Genomic DNA, 19605 nt, shown 5'->3' on the forward strand with positions numbered 1-19605 from the left:
CGCCGCCCCCCTTCGCGTATCGGCCCCGGCGACCGGGCCTGCCTAGACCGAGAAGCTGTTCACCTTGGTCGGCGTCACGCGGACGATCACCCGGGCGACCTCGTCGGGCTCGGGCGGCGGCGCCTCGCCGAGGTATCTGAGCGAGAGCGTGAGCGGAAGCTCCTTCGCCGGGTCCGGGGTGATCTCGACGGTGCCCCGGAGCTCGACCGAGTGGTAGGGGTTCTCCAGGTCGAAGACGGTGAGGCTGACACGGGGATCGCGGCGGAGGTTGCGTACCTTCGCCCGGCCCTCGGTCGCGGAGAAGACCACGGTGTCGCCGTCACGCTGGTACCAGACGACGGAGGCCTGGGGCCCGCCGTCGGCGTTGAGCGTCGACACGGTGGCGAAGTTCTTTCCGTCGAGCAACTGGCGCGTCGGCTCGTCGAGCGTCGTGTTCATGGGGTGCTCCTGGTTCTGTTCGTCCGACCCGTGCGCCCCTCGGGGCACTTCTTGTTACGGAATCCATCTTTTGTGACCGAGGAGTACGGCGGAAGAAGGCACTTTCATGTCACAGCGGAACATCTGTGTAACGGGGTCGGCCGACGCTGCCCGCCCTGGACTTCATCGCCGTTCGCCATGGACTCCCACAGTGAACTTTTGGACGTTCACCGCGACTTCGTCCCGCGGTCTTCACAAGGAAACCGGGCGTCACTAGCGTCCCCGCCGTACAGGTCAATGGATCAGCAGAGAACCATTGACTGCCGGTCAGGGCTGCCAGGACTGGCAAGGACTACTGGGAGGTCCCACGTGACTCCGGAGATTTCGCGCAGACGCCTGATGGCGATCGGCGGCGGCGCGCTCGGCGCCGCCACCGTCGGCTCGTTCCTGCCGCCCTCGCTCCAGGAAGCGCTCGCGCACGAGCCGCCGCAGCACGGCGGCCTCGACAAGATCGAGCACGTGGTCATCCTGATGCAGGAGAACCGGTCCTTCGACCACTACTTCGGCTCCCTGCGCGGCGTACGCGGCTTCGGCGACCGCAACGCGATACGACTCCCCGGCGGCAAGCCGGTCTTCGAGCAGCCCGGAGCCCTGCGGACGATCCTGCCCTTCCCCGTCCGCAAGGCCGCCGAGACGCAGAAGAAGGACCTCCAGTACATCGGCGCGCTCGACCACTCCTGGGGCGGCGGCGCCACCGCCTGGCACGACGGCTGGATGGACGGCTGGATCACCGCCAAGACGGCGGCCACCATGGCGTACTACACGCGCGAGGACATCCCGCTGCACTACGAACTCGCCGACACCTTCACCGTCTGCGACGCCTATCACTCCTCCATCCACAGCTCCACCAGCCCCAACCGCAACCACCTGTGGAGCGGGAAGACGGGCTACGAGGCGAACGGCAAGCGGGCCGTCGGCAATGACGCCTACGACGAGGGCACCCACCCCGGATACGGCTGGGGCACGTACGCCGAGCGCCTGGAGAAGGCGGGCGTGAGCTGGCAGACGTACACCGAGTGGGAGAACTTCACCGACAACCAGATCGAGTTCTTCACCACCTTCAAGGCCATCGCCAGGAAGGCCCTGGCCGCGACGGGCCTCACCTACATGGAGGCCTTCTACGCCAAGGTGCGCGACGCCAGGGACGAGACCGCGCGCGCCGAGCTGCTCGCCACCCTGGAGAGGGGCGTCGCCACGCTGAGCAAGCGCGAGCGCTCCCTCTTCGAGCGCGGTCTGCGGCGCGTGCCGACCGGCAAGCTCGCCGAGGAGTTCGCCAAGGATGTCGCCGGTGGCAAGCTCGCGAAAGTCACCTATCTGGTCCCTTCCGCCCAGGACTCCGAGCATCCCAGCGTCTCCTCGCCCATCCACAGCGCGACCATCGTCTACAAGGTGCTCGACGCCCTGGCCTCCCATCCGGAGGTCTGGCGCCGCACCGCCGTCTTCATCAACTACGACGAGAACGACGGCTTCTTCGACCACGTCCCGCCGCCCGTGCCCGGCGGGGACAGCGCCGAGGAGCGGGAGGAGCGCTGGGAGGGCAGGCCCACCGGGCTCGGCGTGCGCGTGCCGATGCTGGTCATCTCGCCGTGGACCGTCGGCGGCTACGTCTGTTCCGAGGTCTTCGACCACACGTCCGTGGTGCGCTTCCTGGAGAAGTGGACCGGGGTGCGGGAACCCAACATCAGCGCCTGGCGCCGCAAGGTCACCGGCGATCTCACCGGCGCCTTCGACTTCCGGCGCGGCCACCGGCAGCCCGACGTCGAACGGCCGGGCGCCATCCCCGCGTTCAGTGGCCGCTGGGCCCCGCAGCCGCCCCTGAAGCAGTCCATGCCGGTCCAGGAGCCCGGCGCCCGCCGCGCCCGCCCGCTGCCGTACCAGCCCGACGCGGACGCGCGGCCCGCCGAGGACGGCACGCTCACCGTGCGGCTGCGCAACGGCGGCAGCTCCAGCGCGCACTTCGCGCTCTACCCGTACGCGGGGGAGTTCGAGGTCCCGCAGCATCAGGACGTCGTGCGCAAGGGCAGCTGGAGCGTGCCGGTGCCGGGTGACGCGTACGCCTTCACCATCACCGGCCCGAACGGCTTCCGGCGCGAGTTCGCGGGCGGCAAGAGCGGCGGGAGCGGTAAGGGGAGCGGGAGCGGCAAGGACGGTGGCGCGCGGCTCGCCTCGGCGATCACCCATCGCGAGATCCACCTCACCCTGGCCAACCGGGGCCGCCACGCCCTCGTCTTCACCGTCAAGCCTCTCGGGTACGTGGACGAATCGGACATCCGGTCCCGGACGCGGACCGTCCGCGTCAAGGCGGGCAGCAGCCGCACGGTCGCCTGGCACACCGTCGGCGAACACGGCTGGTACGACGTCGAGGTGACCGCCGACGGCGACCCCGCCTTCCGGCGGCGGCTCATGGGCCACATCGAGAACGGACGCGCGAGCGTCTCGGGCTGAGAGCCCGTCTTCGAGGGCGCGGTGGGTCGTGTGCGGTGCGCGGGGGCCGGGTGGGTCCCCGCGCCCCGTGCGGCGCGTCCGGTCCCGCTTGTGCCCTTGTGATTAGGGCCACGAAACGGACCAAGGATCTTCAATGGCTGCCAAAGTGACGTCGGCGCTGATGTCGCCACTCATGCGTTCTTTGCGGGCCCCCCAGTTGGTTGACTGCTGCTCCCGGTGAAGATCCACGAAACATCCAGGGAGTCAGTCCGTGGCAGCACTCGCCCGGTGGTGCGTCAGGCGCCGTCTCGTCGTCGTCCTGCTGTGGCTCCTCGCGCTCGGCGGTGCCGCGTCCGCCGCCGCGGTCGCCGGATCCGCGTACTCGAACGACTACGAGGTGCCGGGCACCGAGTCGGGCCGCGCGGCCGGGCTCCTGAACGAGAACTTCCACGGCCTCGGCGGCGACAGCGACACCGTCGTCTGGCACACCGGACCCGGCACCACCGTCCGCGCCGCCGATGTCGAGCAGACGATGACCGACGCGCTCGGCAAGATCTCCGAACTGCCCGCCGTGGCCTCGGTGACCGGCCCGTACGAAAGTGGCGGCGCCGGTCGGATCAGCGCCGACGGCCGCACCGCGTACGCCACCGTCACCTTCCGCGAGCAGGCCGACGACCTCGCCAAGTCCGACGCGCAGGCCGTCGTCGACGCCGCCGCCGAGGCCCGGTCGGACCATCTGCGGGTCGAGCTCGGCGGCACCGCCATCGGGCTCACCGAGTCCAAGAGCACCCGGATCGCCGAGGTCGTCGGGGTGGCCGTCGCCGCCGTCGTCCTCTTCCTCGCCTTCGGCTCGCTCGCCGCGTCGGCCCTGCCCATCGCCACGGCCCTGGTCTCCGTCGGCACCGCGTACGCGGGCATCGTCCTGCTCGGCCACGTGATGACCGTCGCGGACTTCGCGCCGATGCTGGGAACCCTGATCGGGCTCGGCGTCGGCATCGACTACGCCCTCTTCATCGTCACCCGGCACCGCAAGGGCCTCCGACGCGGACTGCCCGTGGCCGTCGCCGCCGAACGCGCGGTCGCCACGACCGGGCGCGCGGTCGTCTTCGCGGGCGCCACCGTCTGCATCTCGCTGCTCGGCATGCTCACCCTGCGGCTCGGCTTCCTCAACGGCGTGGCGATCGCCGCCTCCCTGACCGTGGTCCTCACCGTCGCCGCATCCGTGACCCTGCTGCCGGCCCTCCTCGCCTGGATCGGCCCGCGCGCCCTCAGCCGTCGCGAACGCCGCAGGCTCGCCGAGCACGGGCCGCGACCGGAGCTGCCTGCCGGGTTCGCCGCCCGCTGGGCCGCCTTCGTGGAGCGCAGGCCCCGGCTGCTCGGCGCCCTCGCGGTCCTCGTCATGGCGGTGCTCGCGCTGCCCGCCTTCGCGCTGCACCTGGGCACGTCCGACCAGGGCAACAACCCGGCGAAGGCCACCACACGGCAGGCGTACGACCTCCTCGCCGACGGGTTCGGCGCCGGTGTGAACGGGCCCCTGACACTGGTGAGCGAGGCCTACGGGGCCGGTGACCGGGTGGCCCTCGACGACCTCGCCACGACGCTGCGGTCGACCGAGGGCGTCGCCTCCGTGAGCCCGGTGACGTACGACGGCGGTGGCCGCGCCGCCTACCTCACCGTCGTCCCCGACTCGGCTCCGCAGTCCGAGGCGACCAGCGCGCTCGTCGACCGGCTGCGCGAGGACGTCCTGCCGCGCGCCGAGGCGCATAGCTCCCTCGACCTGTACGTCGGCGGTGTCACCGCGAGCTACGACGACTTCGCGGAGATCATCATCGGCAAGCTGCCGCTCTTCGTGGGCGTGGTCATCGGGCTCGGCTGCCTCCTGCTCCTGCTGGCCTTCCGGTCCATCGGCATCCCGCTCAAGGCCGCCGTAATGAACGTCGCCGCGGTCGGCTCCGCCTTCGGGATCGTCGTCGCGATCTTCCAGTGGGGCTGGGGGAGCGAACTCCTCGGGCTCGGCAGGGCCGGGCCGATCGAGCCCTTCCTGCCGGTGATCATGGTCTCCGTCCTCTTCGGCCTCTCCATGGACTACCAGGTCTTCCTGGTCAGCCGGATGTACGAGGAGTGGCTGGAGACCGGTGACAACCGGCGGGCCGTCCGCGTCGGCCTCGCCGAGACCAGTCGGGTGATCAACTCCGCGGCCGTGATCATGATCTCGGTCTTCCTCGCCTTCGTGCTCAGCGGCGACCGGGTCGTCGCGATGTTCGGCATAGCGCTCGCGGCGGCCGTCGCGCTGGACGCCTTCGTCCTGCGGACGCTGCTCGTGCCCGCGCTGATGCACCTGCTCGGCGGGGCCAACTGGTGGCTGCCGCGCCGCCTGGACCGCGTCCTTCCGCGCATCAGCATCGAGCCGCCCGAATGTCGTTCGAATCCGAGCGGCGCACGTGCGAGGATCCCGGGACAGCGGGATGTGGATGACGACGTGGACGACGACGCGAGTGGGCCGAAGGAGCAGGATGTTCGCGATATCGCTGGGCGAGGGCGCTGAGCTGCGGCCGCTCGAACCGTGGCAGGCGCAGGAGTTCTTCGAAAACGTCGAGCGGGCCCGGGAGTACACGGCGCCGTGGGTGCCCTTCACCGCGGTGGTGAAGGACCTCGAGTCCGCGAGGCGGCACCTGCAGAAGTACGCCGACAAGCAGGCCGAGGACACCGGCCGCTTCTACGGCATCTGGCTGAACGGCACGCTCGTGGGCGGCGTCCTCTTCCGGATCTTCGACACGAGTGTCGACGGGTGCGAGATCGGCGTCTGGCTGGAGCCGTCGGCCGCCGGGCGCGGCCTCGCCCAGAAGGCCTCGACGATCCTCATCGACTGGGCCGTGGACGAGCGCGGCATGCACCGCGTGGAGTGGCTCGTCTCCTCGCTCAACGAGCGCAGCAAGGCGACCGCCGCGCGGCTCGGCTTCACCAGGGACGGCGTGCTGCGGGAGAGCTTCCCTTGGCAGGGGACCCGGCACGACATGGAGGTCTGGTCCGTCCTCGCCCCGGAGTGGCGGGCGGCGCGCGAGGGCGCGGGGCGGCCGGGGGCCTCGGCGCCTTAACTCGTCAGCTCATCAGCTCGTGAGTCCGTTAAGGGAGCTCTCAGACTCCGTCCGTACGGTGCGCAACATGGGTACCAAGACAGAGGACGCGACCGGGGCGCAGGATGCCACCGGGGCCAAGGACGCCGACCGGAGCGAGGAAGTGACTGGTTCCGACACGTCGGAAGCGAAGACGGAGGCCAAGGCCGACGTCACGAAGGCCGGAGAGCCGTCCGCCACCGTCCCCGAAGCGGAAGCGGAAGCGGAAGCGGAAGCGGAAGCGGAAGCGGAAACCGGTGCCGAAGCCGGTGCCGGTGCCGGTGAGGACGAGGACGCCGCCGAGGCCGACCACGCGTACGACGCCACGGGCAAGGCCGCCGGGTCCACCGGGGTCGGCCAGGGCGCCGCGGCCGTCGTCTCCGCCGCGCTCGGTGTGATCGGCCTCTCCGGAGGCTGGCTCGGCACGATCGCCGGCGCCCGCTCCAACATCATGGGGCAGCTGGAGACCAAGCAGTCCGCGAGCGTCTCCGACCAGCTCCAGGCCATGTACGGCGACTCCTGGCAGGCCACCGCGCTGGTCGCAGGCCTCTTCGCGCTCTCCGCGCTGGTCGTCGGCTTCCTGGTGCTCGTCAGGCCCGCGTTCGGCGCTCCCGGCAAGGAGCAGGCGCCGTGGATCAAGTCCGTGGCGTGGGCGGGTGTCGCGCTCGGCGTGATCGGACTGGTCCTCGCCGTCGCCAAGTACAGCGATCTGCTGCTCGGCATCCCGTCAGCACCTTCCTGAACCACCGCCGCACCCGCGCATAAGGCAGGGGCGGGGCAGGGGCTAAGGCTCCCGCCCCGCCCTACGTCGTATCTAAGGCCCCGCGCCCACCGGAGATGCGGCAGCCGCCCGATGCGGGCGACCCCCCTGGGAAACGAAAGTGGAGACATCGCCGGGAGAGACCGGCGGTACCACCGACAACCCGAGGGGTTCGAGATGTTCGACTACGAGATGCACCAGATGCGCGCCGCCGAGCTGAGCCGGGAGGGCGCCCACCACCGCCTGATCGGCGAGGCCCGCAAGATCCGCGCTGCCGCCCGCCGCGCAGCCCGCGACGAAGCCGAGGGGCAGGTGAGTACGTCGTCGCTTCTGAAGTCCCGCTTCACCCGGGCCGCCTGAAGTGCGGGAGCCAGGACCCGAACCGGAGCCGGCGCGCGTAAGGGTGCCTGCGCCCGCACCGGTGCGGGCGCAGGTGTCCGCTCCACGCATAACGGGTGCCGCGCCGTCCACCCGCTGTGCGATGCTCACGGCTGTGGAGACCAAGTCCGTCAGTCCCGTGTTCGTCGGCCGCACCGCTGAACTGGACGCACTGAACGAAGCACTCGCCCGCGCCACGGGCGCCCCCGCCGAACAGCCCGCCGGCCGGGGCGAGCCGCAGGCGTTGCTGCTCGGCGGTGAGGCGGGCGTCGGCAAGACCCGCCTCATCGAGGAGTTCACCGCCGCCGCCGAGAAGCGGGGCGCTGTCGTCGCGCTCGGCGGCTGCGTCGAGATCGGCGCCGACGGCCTGCCGTTCGCGCCCTTCTCCGCCGCCCTGCGCTCGCTGCGCCGCCGGCTCCCCGACGAACTGGCCGCCGCGGCCGAGGGACAGGAGGAGGAACTCGCCAGGATCCTGCCCGAACTCGCCGGACCCGCCCCGCACGGGCACGGCCCCGCCGGCCGGTCCGACGAACAGGGCATGGCCCGCCTCTTCGAACTCACCGCACGCCTCCTGGAACGCCTCTCCCGCGACCGCACGGTCGTCGTGGTCCTGGAGGACCTGCACTGGGCCGACGCCTCGACCCGCCACCTCCTCGCCTACCTCTTCCGCACCCTGCGCGGCGGCCGTCTCGTCCTGCTCGCCACTTACCGGGCCGACGACATCCACCGCCGCCACCCGCTGCGCCCCCTCCTCGCCGAACTGGACCGGCTGCGCACCGTGCGCCGCATCGAACTCTGCCGCTTCAGCAAGGACGAGGTCGCCCGCCAGATGGCCGGAATCCTCGCGGCCGAGCCCGAACAGGGCCTGGTCGACGACATATTCGACCGCTCCGACGGCAACGCCTTCTTCGTCGAGGAACTCGCCGTCGCCTCCCACGGCAGGAGCTGCGCGAGCCTGACGGACTCCCTGCGCGACCTCCTCCTGGTCCGCGTCGAGGAACTGCCCGAGGACACCCAGCGGGTGGCCCGGATCGTCGCCGAGGGCGGCTCCACCATCGAGTACGAACTGCTCGCCGAGGTCACGGGCCTCGCCGAGGACGACCTGATCGAGGCGCTGCGGGCCGCCGTCGGCGCCAACATCCTCCTCGCCTCCCCGGACGGCGACGGCTACCGCTTCCGGCACTCCCTGGTCCGCGAGGCGGTCAGCGACGACCTGCTGCCCGGCGAACGCTCCCGCATCAACCGCCGCTTCGCCGAAGCCCTGGAGGCCGACCCCGCCCTCGTCTCCGCCGACCAGCGCGCCGCCCGCCTCGCCACCTACTGGTACTACGCGCACGACGCGGCCAAGGCCCTGCCCGCCGTACTCGCCGCCTCCGTCGAAGCCCGCCACCGGCACGCCTACGCCGAGCAACTGCGCCTGCTCGAACGGGCGATGGAGATCTGGGACGACGCCCCCGAAACCACCCGCGACGAACTGCGCCCCGCCGACTACGTCGAGGGCTACCCGGCCTGCGGATGCGATCCCGCGACCCCCTTGCGCTACCTGGACCTGATGGCCGAGGCCACCGTCGCCGGACGCCTCTGCGGCGAACGCGAACGCGCCCTGAAGATCACCAAGCGCGCCCTGCGCCTCCTGGACGGCGAGAACGACCCCCTGCGCTCCGCCTGGTTCTGGGCGACCCGCTCCGGCCTCGTCTCCACCCTCGGCCGCGGCGACGGCTGGACGGAGATCGCCAAGGCCCAGGAGTTGATGCGCGGCCTGCCGCCCTCCGAGGTGCACGCGGACATCCTCGTCCGCCGCGCCTCCTGGGGCATGCTGCACGACCCGGGCCCGGAGACCATGGCCGCCGCCGAACGCGCCGTCGAGTACGCCCGCATGGTCAAGGCCGACGCCATCGAACTCAACGCCCGCCTCACCCGCGGCAACCTCCTCATCGAGGCCGGCGACCCCGAGGCCGGCCTCGCCGAGATGTACGAGGTCAGGGCGCGCGTCATCGAAGACGCCCTGGTCACCGACTTGAGCCGGGCGCTCATCAACCTCCCTTCCGCCCTGGAGGGCGTCGGCCGCTCCGCCGAGGCCGTGAAGGCCGCGATGGAGGGCATCGAGTTCTGCCGGAAGTACGGTCTGGTGGACACCGAGGGCTGGGTCTGGGGCAATGCCGCCGAGTCCCTGTTCGGCCTCGGCCGCTGGGACGAGTGCGCCGAAGCCGTCGCACGGACCCACCGCTGCGCGCAGAGTTCCAAGCCCCGGGGCTCCGCCGACCAGTGCTCCGCGCGCATGGCGCTCGCCCGCGGCGACTACGCCGCCGCCGCCCGGCACATCCACTCCGCCCACCAGCACTACGGCAGCCACGACCCGCAGCCGCAGTACGTCCTGCCGCTGACCCGCATGGCCATCGGCATCGCCGCCGGTGAAGGCCGGGTCCTGGACGGCCGTGCCGAACTCGCACGCGCCCTCGCCACCGGGTTCCCCGTCGGAACCCAGCGGTACGGCTGGCCCCTGCTGCTCGCCGCCGCCTCCATGGAGGCCGACGCGCGCGGCCTGCCCGCTGCGGAGCCCGGCCGCCCCGCCGTCGTCGAACAGATACGCAAAGCCGCCACATCGCTCGCCACCCCCGTCCCGCTCTGGCGCGTCTACGACGAATGGACCCGCGCCGAACTCCTTCGCTCGGAGGGCCGCGACACACCCACCGACTGGTCCGCCGTCATCACCGCCCTCGAACCCCTCGACCGCCCCTACGACCTCGCCCGCGTCCGCCTGCGCCTGGCCGAGTCCCTCCTCGCCCCGGACACCACCGACCGCGACCGCGCCGCCCAACTGCTCCGCCAGGCAGGCGAAGTGGCCGACCGGCTCGGCGCCCGTCCCCTCTCCGAGGCCATCACCGGTCTCGCCCAGCGAGCCCGCCTCACCCTGCACCCCACCGAAACCACCCGCGCCTCGGCCGCCCAAACCGCTCCGGCCGACCCCGCGGAGGCACTGGGCCTCACCAGCCGCGAGCGGGACGTCCTGCGACTCGTCGCCGTGGGCCGCAGCAACCGCCAGATCGCCGAGGAGCTCTTCATCTCCCCGAAGACGGCGAGCGTCCACGTCTCCAACATCCTCGCCAAGCTGTCCGTCACCGGCCGCGGTGAGGCCGCCGCACTCGCCCACCGGCTGCGGCTGTTCCCGGTGACCGGGGCCGGGGCCGGGGCCGGCGAGCGGACTCCGGCCACGCGCTGACCTGGGCGTTCCTCGTCCCGTCCGGTTTGCCCCGCCCTCGCTTACGCTTGACGGCAGAGACTCGGCTCCTGGGAGGCCCAGTGTTCAACGCGATCGAGGCCCTGTTCGCGCCGGGGCGCAAGCACACCGACGACGAGCAGAAACGCCTGGAGCTGACCCGCGTCGACCTCGCCGACGGTGACCCGGGGCGCGGCCCGATAGACCTGACCTCGGGAAAGGTGGTCGTACGCCCACCCGTCCCGTCCCCTCGGTCCGAGGAGTCACCTGGCGCGGAGGAGACGGAGACCTCCGACGAGCCGGGCAGTTGACTACTTCACCTCCACCTCCAGGATCTTGTCGTCCTCCTTCTCCGGTGTTCCCCGCGAGTCCGTCTCGCTGGTGACCAGCCACAGCTTGTCGCCGCCCGCCGCGACCACCGTCCGCAACCGGCCGTGCTCGCCCTTCAGGAAGGCCTGCGGCTCCGGCTCGCCGTCCACGCCCCGCACCGGGACGCGCCACAGCCGCTGCCCGCGCAGCCCCGCCAGCCAGACGGAGCCCTCGGCGTAGGCGACACCGCTCGGTGAGGCCTCCGAGGTCTTCCACTGGGCGACCGGATCGCGGAACCCCTTCCCGCCGCCCTTGCCCTCGGCGTCCGGCCAGCCGTAATTGCCACCGGCCTCGATCTCGTTCAGCTCGTCCCAGGTGTCCTGGCCGAACTCCGACGCCCACAGCCGCTTCTGCTCGTCCCAGGCCAGTCCCTGCACATTGCGGTGCCCGTACGAATAGACGGGGGAGTCGTCGAAGGGATTGCCGGGGGCCGGGTCGCCGTCCGGGGTGAGGCGGAGAATCTTGCCGCCCAGGGACTTCTTGTCCTGGGCCAGGCCGGTCTCGCCGGTCTCACCCGCGCCCGCGTACAACATCTTGTCGGGGCCGAAGGCGATCCGGCCGCCGTTGTGGATCATGCCCTTCGGGATGCCCTTGAAGATCGTGTCCGGTGCGCCGAGCTGCTCGCCGGGGGGCTTCTTCTCGTCGTACAGCATGCGGGCGATGCGGTTGTCGGACTCCGTCGTGAAGTACGCGTACACCATGTGGTCCGATGCGTACGACGGGGAGAGTGCGAGGCCCAGCAGGCCGCCCTCGCCGCCGGGGGAGACGCCGGGCACCGAGCCGAGCTCCGTCTTCTTGCCCGTGCTTCCGTCGACGCGCGTGATCGTCCCCTCGTCGCGCGAGGACACCAGGAGGTCGCCGCCGGGCAGCGGCGCGAGGCCCCATGGTGACTTCAGGTCCGTGGCGAGTGTGCGGGTGACCTTCGCGGAGCCCTTCGCCGGCGGGACCCCCTCGCCCGCCCTGCCGGTGGGGGAACGGCTGGACGTCTTTCCTTCCGCCGGGCTCTCGCGGCGGTCCGGCCCATCGCCGCCGGACGAACACCCGGCCGCGAACACGAGGGCGGCAGCGGCCATCACGGCTGTCACAGCAGGTCGTTGCACCATCAGGTTCCCTTCGACGCAGCGCTTCTACTGTTCATACACCGCTCGCGCCTCTCAAGTTCCCCTCACGCTGCCATGAGATCGAAAGTCCGTTCTCCCGGGCGCGGAGTCCGCCGTCATGGGCTCGGGTCCGCCGCGGGGGAAGGTGGAGCCGGGGCTCGGTGAAGGGGTCAGTCCCACGAGCCCAACGCGGCCGGCAGCGCCGCGATCTCCGCCAGGTCCGCCTCCGTCAGCCGCACCGCCGCCGCCCCGGCGTTCTCGACCGCCCAGCGCTCCCGCTTGGCCCCGGGGATCGGCACCACGTGCCTGCCCTGAGCGAGGACCCAGGCCAGCGCGGCCTGCGCCGGGGTCGCTCCGTGCCGCTCCGCCACCCGGCGCAGTCCCACCACCAGCGGCTGGTTGGCCGCCATCATCTCGGCGGTGAAGCGCGGATGGCGGGCCCGCAGATCGTCCGGTTCGAAGCCCTGGCCGGGCGTCAGCGTCCCCGTGAGGAAACCGTTCCCCAGCGGCATCGCCGCGAGGAGGCCGACCCCGCGCGCCACGCACCACGGCAGCAGCGCGTCCAGCGCCTCGGGCGACCACACCGACAGCTCGGCCTCGACCGCGCTGACCGGGAAGACCTGCTGGATCCGTTCCAGCTGCCGGATCGTCGCGTCGTGCAGGCCCGGCGACGGACGGCCCGGCGCCGCGCGCCGGTGGGAACGCGCCCCCACCGCGCACAGCCCGAGGGCCCGCACCTTCCCCGCGGCGACGAGCTCGGCCATCGCGCCCCAGGTCTCCTCGATGGGGATCTCGGGGTCGGCGCGGTGCAGCTGGTACAGGTCGATGTGGTCCGTCTGCAGCCGCCGCAGCGACGCGTCACAGGCCCGCTTCACGTAGCCGGGGCGGCCGTTGGCGACGATGTGCTGCTCGCCGACGAGCAGTCCGCACTTCGTCGACACGAACGCCTCGTCGCGCCGCTCCTTGAGCACCCTGCCGATCAGCAGCTCATTGGTGAAGGGCCCGTACATGTCCGCGGTGTCCAGGAGCGTCACCCCGCGACCACCGGCACCGGCGCCCGCCGCGTCCAGGGCGGCGTGCACCGTACGCATCGACGCGTCGCCCCGCTGCCGCGAGCCGGTGTATGCCCAGCTCATCGGCATGCAGCCGAGTCCGACGGCGCCCACTTCGAGCGCCCCCGCGCCGATCGTCCTGCGCTCCACCTGGCCGTACCCTCCCACTCCCCGTCCGGAGATCATCAAAACTAGCCGCTGCCTCCCCGGCCCCGAGCGCTGCCTCCCCGAGCGGCCCGTGACCGGCCCGGCGGAGAGGTCCTAACCTCCAGGCATGAACACAGATGTATGGCTTCCTTACGAAGCGCACGAGATCCATGGGCTGCCCGAGGCGTCCGAGGCAGGGCTCACCTATCGGTTCTGGGACGGTGGCCCGGAGTTTCCCGCGGACCCGGCCGACTGCGCCTTCTACGTGGTGCCCTATATGAAGGCCACGGAGACCGCCGTGCGCCCCCTGCCCGCGATGACGTCCGTACGCGTCGTACAGACGCTCACCGCGGGCATCGACCATGTGCAGCCGGGCATCGGGTTCCTCCCGCCCGGTGTGCGGTTGTGCAACGCCCGTGGGGTGCACGAGGCAAGCACCGCCGAGCTCGCGCTCACCCTGACCCTCGCCTCCCTGCGGGGCGTTCCGCGCTTCGTCGAGGGGCAGCGGCAGGAGGAGTGGCGGTCCGGGTTCTATCCGGCGCTCGCCGACAAATCCGTGCTCATCGTTGGATACGGATCGATCGGTTCCGCCATCGAGGACAGGCTCGCCCCCTTCGAATGCGCGCGGGTGGCGCGCGTCGCGCGCTCTGCCCGTGCCACGGAGCGCGGCCCCGTGCATCCGCTCGCCGACCTGCCGTCCCTGCTGCCGGAGGCGGATGTCGTCATCCTCTCGACACCGCTCACCGAGGCCACCCGCGGGCTGGTCGGCGCCGACTTCCTGGCCCGCATGAAGGACGGCGCGCTGCTCGTGAACGTCGCCCGCGGTCCCGTCGTCGACACGAAAGCGCTCCTCGCCGAACTGGAGTCCGGCCGGATAACCGCCGCACTCGACGTGACCGATCCCGAACCGCTGCCCGCGGGTCACCCTCTGTGGCACGCTCCCGGAGCGCTCATCAGTCCGCACGTCGGCGGCTCCACGTCCGCGTTCCGGCCGCGGGCCAAGCGACTCCTCGCCTCGCAGCTGACCGCGTACGCGACGGGGAAGCCCCTCGACAACATCGTGCTGACGACGGGCAGTTGATCGCCCGACTGTCGCTTTGTGCACGCTCCGCATCCGCCCGCGTGCGCCCCGTGTCCACTTGTCCGCCGACAGTCACGGAGCGTAGAGGAGCTATGTCCCTGAGTGACGAGTCTGGTGTATCGTCCCGACTGGGGATGCGCCGTGGACCGTTCGGCGCCGGGGATGACACAGCAAACCGCGAGGGGGGCGACGGGCGATGTACGGCCTATGGGCGAAAGATCCGACGCAGCGGGAGCGCAGCCCGCGACTCTGGCGCACACCGGCCCGCAGGCGCAGGCGAGTCGGGAGCCGCGTGAGCGGCCGTCGCCGCACGCACCAGCGCCTCTGTCGGCCCGGCCGGCGCACGGGCCGGGCGGACACGGGGGCGGTACGGGTCAAGGCGGCCCGGTGAGCGCCCGGGTGAGCTCCACCGCCGTCCTCGGCGGTGGCGTGGCGGCGCTGGCGTCCAGAACACAGTTCCGCAGGCCGCTGCCGGGCGGCCGCGGTCTGGCCGCGCAGTTGGCGCTCCTGCTGATCTGCGGTTCGTACGCCATCGGTTCCGCCCTCGGGTGGGGGTCCGGGCGTCTCGCCTCCTTCATGGGCGACTTCGGGCTGAGCGCCGCCGCCGCGACCGCCGCGGTCTCCTGCTTCCGGTACGCCCGCACGCGCCACAGCCGCTTTCGACCCGCATGGCTGTTGTTCGCCCTCTCCTCCACGATGGCGTCACTGGGCAACGCGGTGTGGGGCTGGTACGAGGTCGTCCTTGACCGGCACGTGCCGCCGTTCGGCCTCGACGACGTGTTCTTCCTGTGCTTCGCGCCGCCCGCCATCATCGGCCTGCTCGTGCTGGCCAAGCGCCCGGTGACGCGGGCCGGTTGGGTCTGCCTCGGACTCGACGCCTGGCTCATCGGGGGCTCGCTCCTCACGCTCTCCTGGAGCCTGGCGCTCGCGAGCGCCGCGCGGTTCGAGGACCAGGGCGTCGCTCAGGACGCGCTCTCCCTCGCCTACCCGCTGCTCGACATCGCGCTGGTCAGCATGGTCCTCGCGCTGCACTTCAGACGGTCGTCCGCCCAGCGCACCCCGGTGAACACCGCGATCGGCGCGCTCGCCCTCACCGTGATGTGCGACGCGCTCTTCACCTCACCCGTCCTCCACGACAGTTACCGCTCCGGGCGGCTGCTCGACGCGGGATGGTTCGCGGGCTCGCTGCTCCTCGCGTACGCGCCCTGGGCGGCCCCCTGGCACGCGCGCGGGCCGCAGGGACCGGGCCACGGGCGCGTGTCGTACGACAGCGGGCCCGAGGAGCCGCGAGCCGCCGTGACCCGGCCGATCTCCGGATCGCTCGCCGCCCTCACGCCCTATCTGGCCGCGGCCGTCTGCACGTTGGGGATCATCTACAACGTACTGAGCGGACAGCGAGTCGACCACGTCGTGCTCGTCACCGCGGGCACCGTGGTCCTCGCCCTCGTGGTCCGCCAGGGCATCATGCTCATGGACAACATCACGCTGACCCAGGAGCTGGCGCAGAAGGAGAACCACTTCCGGTCCCTGGTCCAGGGCTCCAGCGACGTCATCATGATCGCCGCGCCGAACGGCATCCTGCGGTACGTGAGCCCGGCCGCCGCCGGGGTCTACGGCCGCGACGCGGAAGAGCTCGTCGGCTCCGAACTGGCTACGCTGATGCACCCCGAGGACCTCGGCAGAGTCGTCCACGAAGTGCGCAGATTCCTCGCCGCCGACCCTGTCGAGGAGCCCACCACCCGCATCGAGTGCCGTTTCAAATCCGGCCACGGCGAGTGGCTGAACGTGGAATCGACCGTCAACCGCCATCAGGGCGGCCTCATCTTCAACAGCAGGGACGTCACCGAACGGGTGCGCCTGCAGGCCCAGTTGCAGCACAACGCCGAGCACGACCCGCTCACCGACCTGCCCAACCGCGCCCTGTTCACCCGCCGCGTGGGCCAGGCCCTGACCGGCCGCAGGGTGACCGACCGCGGCACGGCCGTGCTCTTCATCGACCTCGACGGCTTCAAGGCCGTCAACGACACCATCGGACACCAGGCCGGTGACGAGCTCCTCATCCAGGCCGCGCGCAGACTTCAGGAGGCGGTGCGTTCGGGCGACACCGCCTCCCGGCTCGGCGGCGATGAGTTCGCGGCCCTCATCGTCGGCGACGGGACCCGGGACCAGGCCGCGAGAGAACGGCACATCTATGAGCTCGCCGACCGGCTGAGAATCACCCTGTCCCAGCCCTACGCCATCGACGGCAACGACGTGCGCGTGGCGGCGTCCATCGGCGTGGCCTTCGCCGAACCGGGCATCGGAGCCGGCGAGCTGCTGCGCAACGCCGACCTCGCGATGTACCGCGCCAAGGCCGCGGGCAAGGGCCGCGTCGAGCTGTACGCACCCCAGATGCAGGCCGACGTCGTCCGCAAGGCGGAGCTCGCCACCCGGCTGCGCGCCGCCCTGCACGACGGCGAGTTCGCGCTGCTCCACCAGCCGGTGGTCTCCCTCGACGACGGCCGGATCACGGCGGTCTCGGCCCAGGCCCGCTGGCGCTCGGCGCAGGGCGTCCTCTTCACGCCCGCCGAGTTCCTGCGGGTCTCCGAGCGGGGCGAGCGCCAGGACGGCGGCCGCGCGGCCGAGCTCGGCCGCTGGATGGTCGAGGCCGCCGTCGAGCAGGCCGCCGAGCGCGGCAGGACCGGCCACGCCGTGCCCGTCGCCGTCCGGATGAGCGCCCGGCGCCTCCTCGACCGCTCCATGCCGCTGGGGTCCGTCGAGGCGCTCCTGACCAGGCACGGGCTGCCCTCCGGGGCGCTCATCGTCGAGCTCGCCGGAATCGACGCCCGAGTCTCCCTCGACGATCTTGAGCGCCGTCTCGCGTCCCTGCGCAGACTCGGCGTACGCATCGCGCTCGACGGCTTCGGCAACGGCTACGCGGCGATCACCGCCCTGCGCCGGCTCCCCGTCGACATCCTGAAGCTGGACCGCGGCCTGACCGAGGGTGTCGTGGAGTCCGCGCGGCTGAACAAGATCACGTCCGGGCTGCTGCGCATCGCGGGCGACCTGGGCCTGATGTCCGTGGCCGACGGCGTCGACCTGCCCGAACAGGTGGTCGCGCTGCGCGCGATGGGCTGCACGCACGGACAGGGCATGGCGTTCACCGGGCCCCTCGACGAGTACCGGCTGCGCCGGGCGCTCTCGCTCGGGGAGTATCCGGTGCCGCTCGGTCCGGCCGAACCGGTGCTCGCCGGCGCGTCTCCGGTGGCGTACGCGAGCAGCTCCTCCGGGATGTACGCGGGTGGGCCCGCGGTGGCGTACAGCGGATCTCCGGTGGCGTACACAGGTGGTCCCACCGCCTACGCCCGTTCACATAATGAGACCCCCATCCCACCTACTTGACACGCACTGCGTGCCGGGGGGAGGGTCAATGCCATGCGCACCCGAATTCTCGTACTTGGAAAGCGCGTCGGCTGAAGCTGGGACTGACCGGTCCGAACACCGGAGTCCTTGCGACCGCACCCGGCGCGCTCCCCTCGCTTGCCTCACGGCACGAGGGGTTTTTTGTTGCACTGGCACCCGCCAAACCCCCGCAAAAACCCCGCAAAAACCCTCAGCTTCGAGAAGAGAATGCCGATGACCGAGCAGGCCTCCGGGGCCCACCATCCGCAGCCGCGGCCCCGAACCTCAGGACAGCAGTCCACCCCCGTCGAGCACGTCACGGGTGCGCAGTCCCTGATTCGTTCTCTCGAGGAAGTCGGGGCCGACACGGTGTTCGGCATTCCCGGCGGAGCCATCCTTCCGGCGTACGACCCGATGATGGACTCCACCCGGGTGCGGCACGTCCTGGTCCGCCACGAGCAGGGCGCGGGCCACGCGGCCACCGGGTACGCGCAGGCCACCGGCAAGGTCGGCGTCTGCATGGCGACGAGCGGCCCCGGCGCCACCAACCTGGTCACCCCGATCGCCGACGCCCACATGGACTCCGTCCCGATGGTCGCGATCACCGGCCAGGTCGCCTCCAAGGCGATCGGCACGGACGCCTTCCAGGAGGCGGACATCGTCGGCATCACGATGCCGATCACCAAGCACAACTTCCTGGTCACCAAGGCGGAGGACATCCCACGCACCATCGCCGAGGCCTTCCACATCGCCTCGACCGGACGCCCGGGCCCGGTCCTCGTGGACATCGCGAAGGACGCGCTGCAGGCGCAGACCACGTTCTCCTGGCCGCCGCAGCAGGACCTGCCCGGCTACCGTCCGGTCACCAAGCCGCACGCCAAGCAGATCCGCGAGGCCGCCAAGCTCATCACCGCCGCCAGGCGCCCGGTCCTGTACGTCGGCGGCGGCGTCCTGAAGGCCCGGGCCACCGCCGAACTGAAGGTCCTGGCGGAGCTCACCGGAGCGCCCGTCACCACCACCCTGATGGCGCTCGGCGCATTCCCCGACAGCCACCCGCTGCACGTGGGAATGCCGGGCATGCACGGTGCGGTCACCGCCGTCACCGCGCTGCAGAAGGCCGACCTGATCGTCGCCCTCGGAGCCCGCTTCGACGACCGCGTCACCGGCAAGCTGGACAGCTTCGCGCCCTTCGCGAAGATCGTCCACGCCGACATCGACCCCGCCGAGATCGGCAAGAACCGCGCCGCCGACGTGCCGATCGTCGGTGACGCCCGCGAGGTCATCGCCGACCTCGTCCAGGCCGTCCAGGCCGAGCACACCGAGGGCCACACCGGTGACTACACCGCCTGGTGGAACGACCTCAACCGCTGGCGCGACACCTACCCCCTCGGCTACACCCAGCCCGAGGACGGCTCGCTCTCCCCGCAGCACGTCATCGAGCGCGTCGGGCAACTCGCCCCCGAGGGCACGATCTTCGCCGCGGGCGTCGGCCAGCACCAGATGTGGGCCGCGCACTTCATCGAGTACGAGAAGCCCGCCACCTGGCTCAACTCCGGCGGCGCCGGGACGATGGGCTACGCGGTCCCAGCCGCGATGGGCGCCAAGGCAGGCCGGCCGGACCGCACGGTCTGGGCGATCGACGGCGACGGCTGCTTCCAGATGACCAATCAGGAGCTCACCACCTGCGCCCTGAACAACATCCCGATCAAGGTCGCCATCATCAACAACGGCGCCCTCGGGATGGTCCGCCAGTGGCAGACGCTGTTCTACAACCAGCGCTACTCCAACACCGTCCTGCACAGCGGTCCCGAGGACATCGGCCCCAACAAGGGCACGCGCGTCCCGGACTTCGTGAAGCTGTCGGAGGCGATGGGCTGCGTGGCGCTGCGCTGCGAGCGGCCCGAGGACCTGGACAAGGTCATCGCCGAGGCGAACGCCATCAACGACCGCCCGGTCGTCGTCGACTTCATCGTCCACGAGGACGCCCAGGTCTGGCCGATGGTCGCCGCGGGCACCTCGAACGACGAGGTCATGGCCGCGCGGGGCGTCCGCCCCGACTTCGGCGACAACGAAGACGACTGAGACCGAGAGCGAAAGAGAGACCAC

The 19605-nt window shown here is 71.5% G+C and carries 13 protein-coding genes; 10 read left to right on the forward strand and 3 right to left on the reverse strand.

Features of this window, described 5'->3' with window-relative positions:
* Window positions 1-42: 42 nt before the first annotated feature.
* On the reverse strand, window positions 43-438 hold the full coding sequence (locus ACFVYR_RS09735; protein ID WP_384249764.1) for a PPOX class F420-dependent oxidoreductase: 396 nt from the start codon (window positions 436-438) through the stop codon (window positions 43-45).
* A 348-nt stretch (window positions 439-786) separates the two neighbouring features.
* On the opposite strand from ACFVYR_RS09735, the gene ACFVYR_RS09740 reads away from it, so the two are divergent.
* The 7 genes from ACFVYR_RS09740 (at window position 787) to ACFVYR_RS09770 (ending at window position 10680) form a co-directional block, all read left to right on the forward strand.
* Window positions 787-2922 (forward strand): phosphocholine-specific phospholipase C, encoded by a 2136-nt coding sequence (locus ACFVYR_RS09740; protein ID WP_384249767.1) that lies wholly within the window; start codon window positions 787-789, stop codon window positions 2920-2922.
* A 250-nt stretch (window positions 2923-3172) separates the two neighbouring features.
* On the forward strand, window positions 3173-5446 hold the full coding sequence (locus tag ACFVYR_RS09745) for an MMPL family transporter (RefSeq protein WP_384249769.1): 2274 nt from the start codon (window positions 3173-3175) through the stop codon (window positions 5444-5446).
* Complete coding sequence (locus tag ACFVYR_RS09750; protein WP_384249771.1) at window positions 5415-5996, forward strand: GNAT family N-acetyltransferase; 582 nt, start codon at window positions 5415-5417, stop codon at window positions 5994-5996. Before ACFVYR_RS09745 ends, ACFVYR_RS09750 begins: the two co-directional genes overlap by 32 nt.
* A 67-nt stretch (window positions 5997-6063) precedes the next feature.
* Window positions 6064-6756 carry a hypothetical protein gene (locus tag ACFVYR_RS09755; RefSeq protein ID WP_384249774.1) on the forward strand — a complete coding sequence of 231 codons (693 nt, stop codon included), beginning with the start codon at window positions 6064-6066 and terminating at the stop codon, window positions 6754-6756.
* A 195-nt stretch (window positions 6757-6951) separates the two neighbouring features.
* Complete coding sequence (locus ACFVYR_RS09760; protein ID WP_384249776.1) at window positions 6952-7134, forward strand: hypothetical protein; 183 nt, start codon at window positions 6952-6954, stop codon at window positions 7132-7134.
* Between the two features lie 121 nt (window positions 7135-7255).
* The gene (locus tag ACFVYR_RS09765) at window positions 7256-10372 is read left to right on the forward strand and encodes an AAA family ATPase (protein ID WP_384249778.1); all 3117 of its coding nucleotides are present in this window, start codon (window positions 7256-7258) and stop codon (window positions 10370-10372) included.
* An 80-nt stretch (window positions 10373-10452) separates the two neighbouring features.
* Window positions 10453-10680 (forward strand): DUF6191 domain-containing protein, encoded by a 228-nt coding sequence (locus ACFVYR_RS09770; RefSeq protein ID WP_384249781.1) that lies wholly within the window; start codon window positions 10453-10455, stop codon window positions 10678-10680.
* On the opposite strand, the gene ACFVYR_RS09775 is transcribed toward ACFVYR_RS09770, so the two are convergent.
* Together ACFVYR_RS09775 and ACFVYR_RS09780 are read right to left on the reverse strand one after the other, a co-directional pair.
* A complete protein-coding gene (locus ACFVYR_RS09775; protein ID WP_384250205.1) occupies window positions 10681-11811 on the reverse strand; it encodes a PQQ-dependent sugar dehydrogenase in 1131 nt (376 codons plus the stop codon).
* Between the two features lie 197 nt (window positions 11812-12008).
* Window positions 12009-13040: an aldo/keto reductase gene (locus tag ACFVYR_RS09780; RefSeq protein WP_384249784.1), complete on the reverse strand. Its 1032-nt coding sequence runs from the start codon at window positions 13038-13040 to the stop codon at window positions 12009-12011.
* Window positions 13041-13164: 124 nt separating this feature from the next.
* Between ACFVYR_RS09780 and ACFVYR_RS09785 the strand changes: the two genes are divergently transcribed.
* From ACFVYR_RS09785 to ACFVYR_RS09795, 3 genes are all read left to right on the forward strand, one after another.
* Window positions 13165-14118, forward strand: coding sequence for a 2-hydroxyacid dehydrogenase (locus tag ACFVYR_RS09785; protein WP_384249786.1), 954 nt, complete (start codon window positions 13165-13167; stop codon window positions 14116-14118).
* A 429-nt stretch (window positions 14119-14547) separates the two neighbouring features.
* Window positions 14548-17499: a putative bifunctional diguanylate cyclase/phosphodiesterase gene (locus tag ACFVYR_RS09790; RefSeq protein WP_384250209.1), complete on the forward strand. Its 2952-nt coding sequence runs from the start codon at window positions 14548-14550 to the stop codon at window positions 17497-17499.
* Between the two features lie 234 nt (window positions 17500-17733).
* Window positions 17734-19581 carry an acetolactate synthase large subunit gene (locus ACFVYR_RS09795; RefSeq protein WP_384249789.1) on the forward strand — a complete coding sequence of 616 codons (1848 nt, stop codon included), beginning with the start codon at window positions 17734-17736 and terminating at the stop codon, window positions 19579-19581.
* Window positions 19582-19605: the final 24 nt, after the last annotated feature.

This window comes from Streptomyces sp. NPDC058284, assembly GCF_042881135.1.
In the GTDB taxonomy this organism is placed as follows: Bacteria; Actinomycetota; Actinomycetes; order Streptomycetales; family Streptomycetaceae; genus Streptomyces.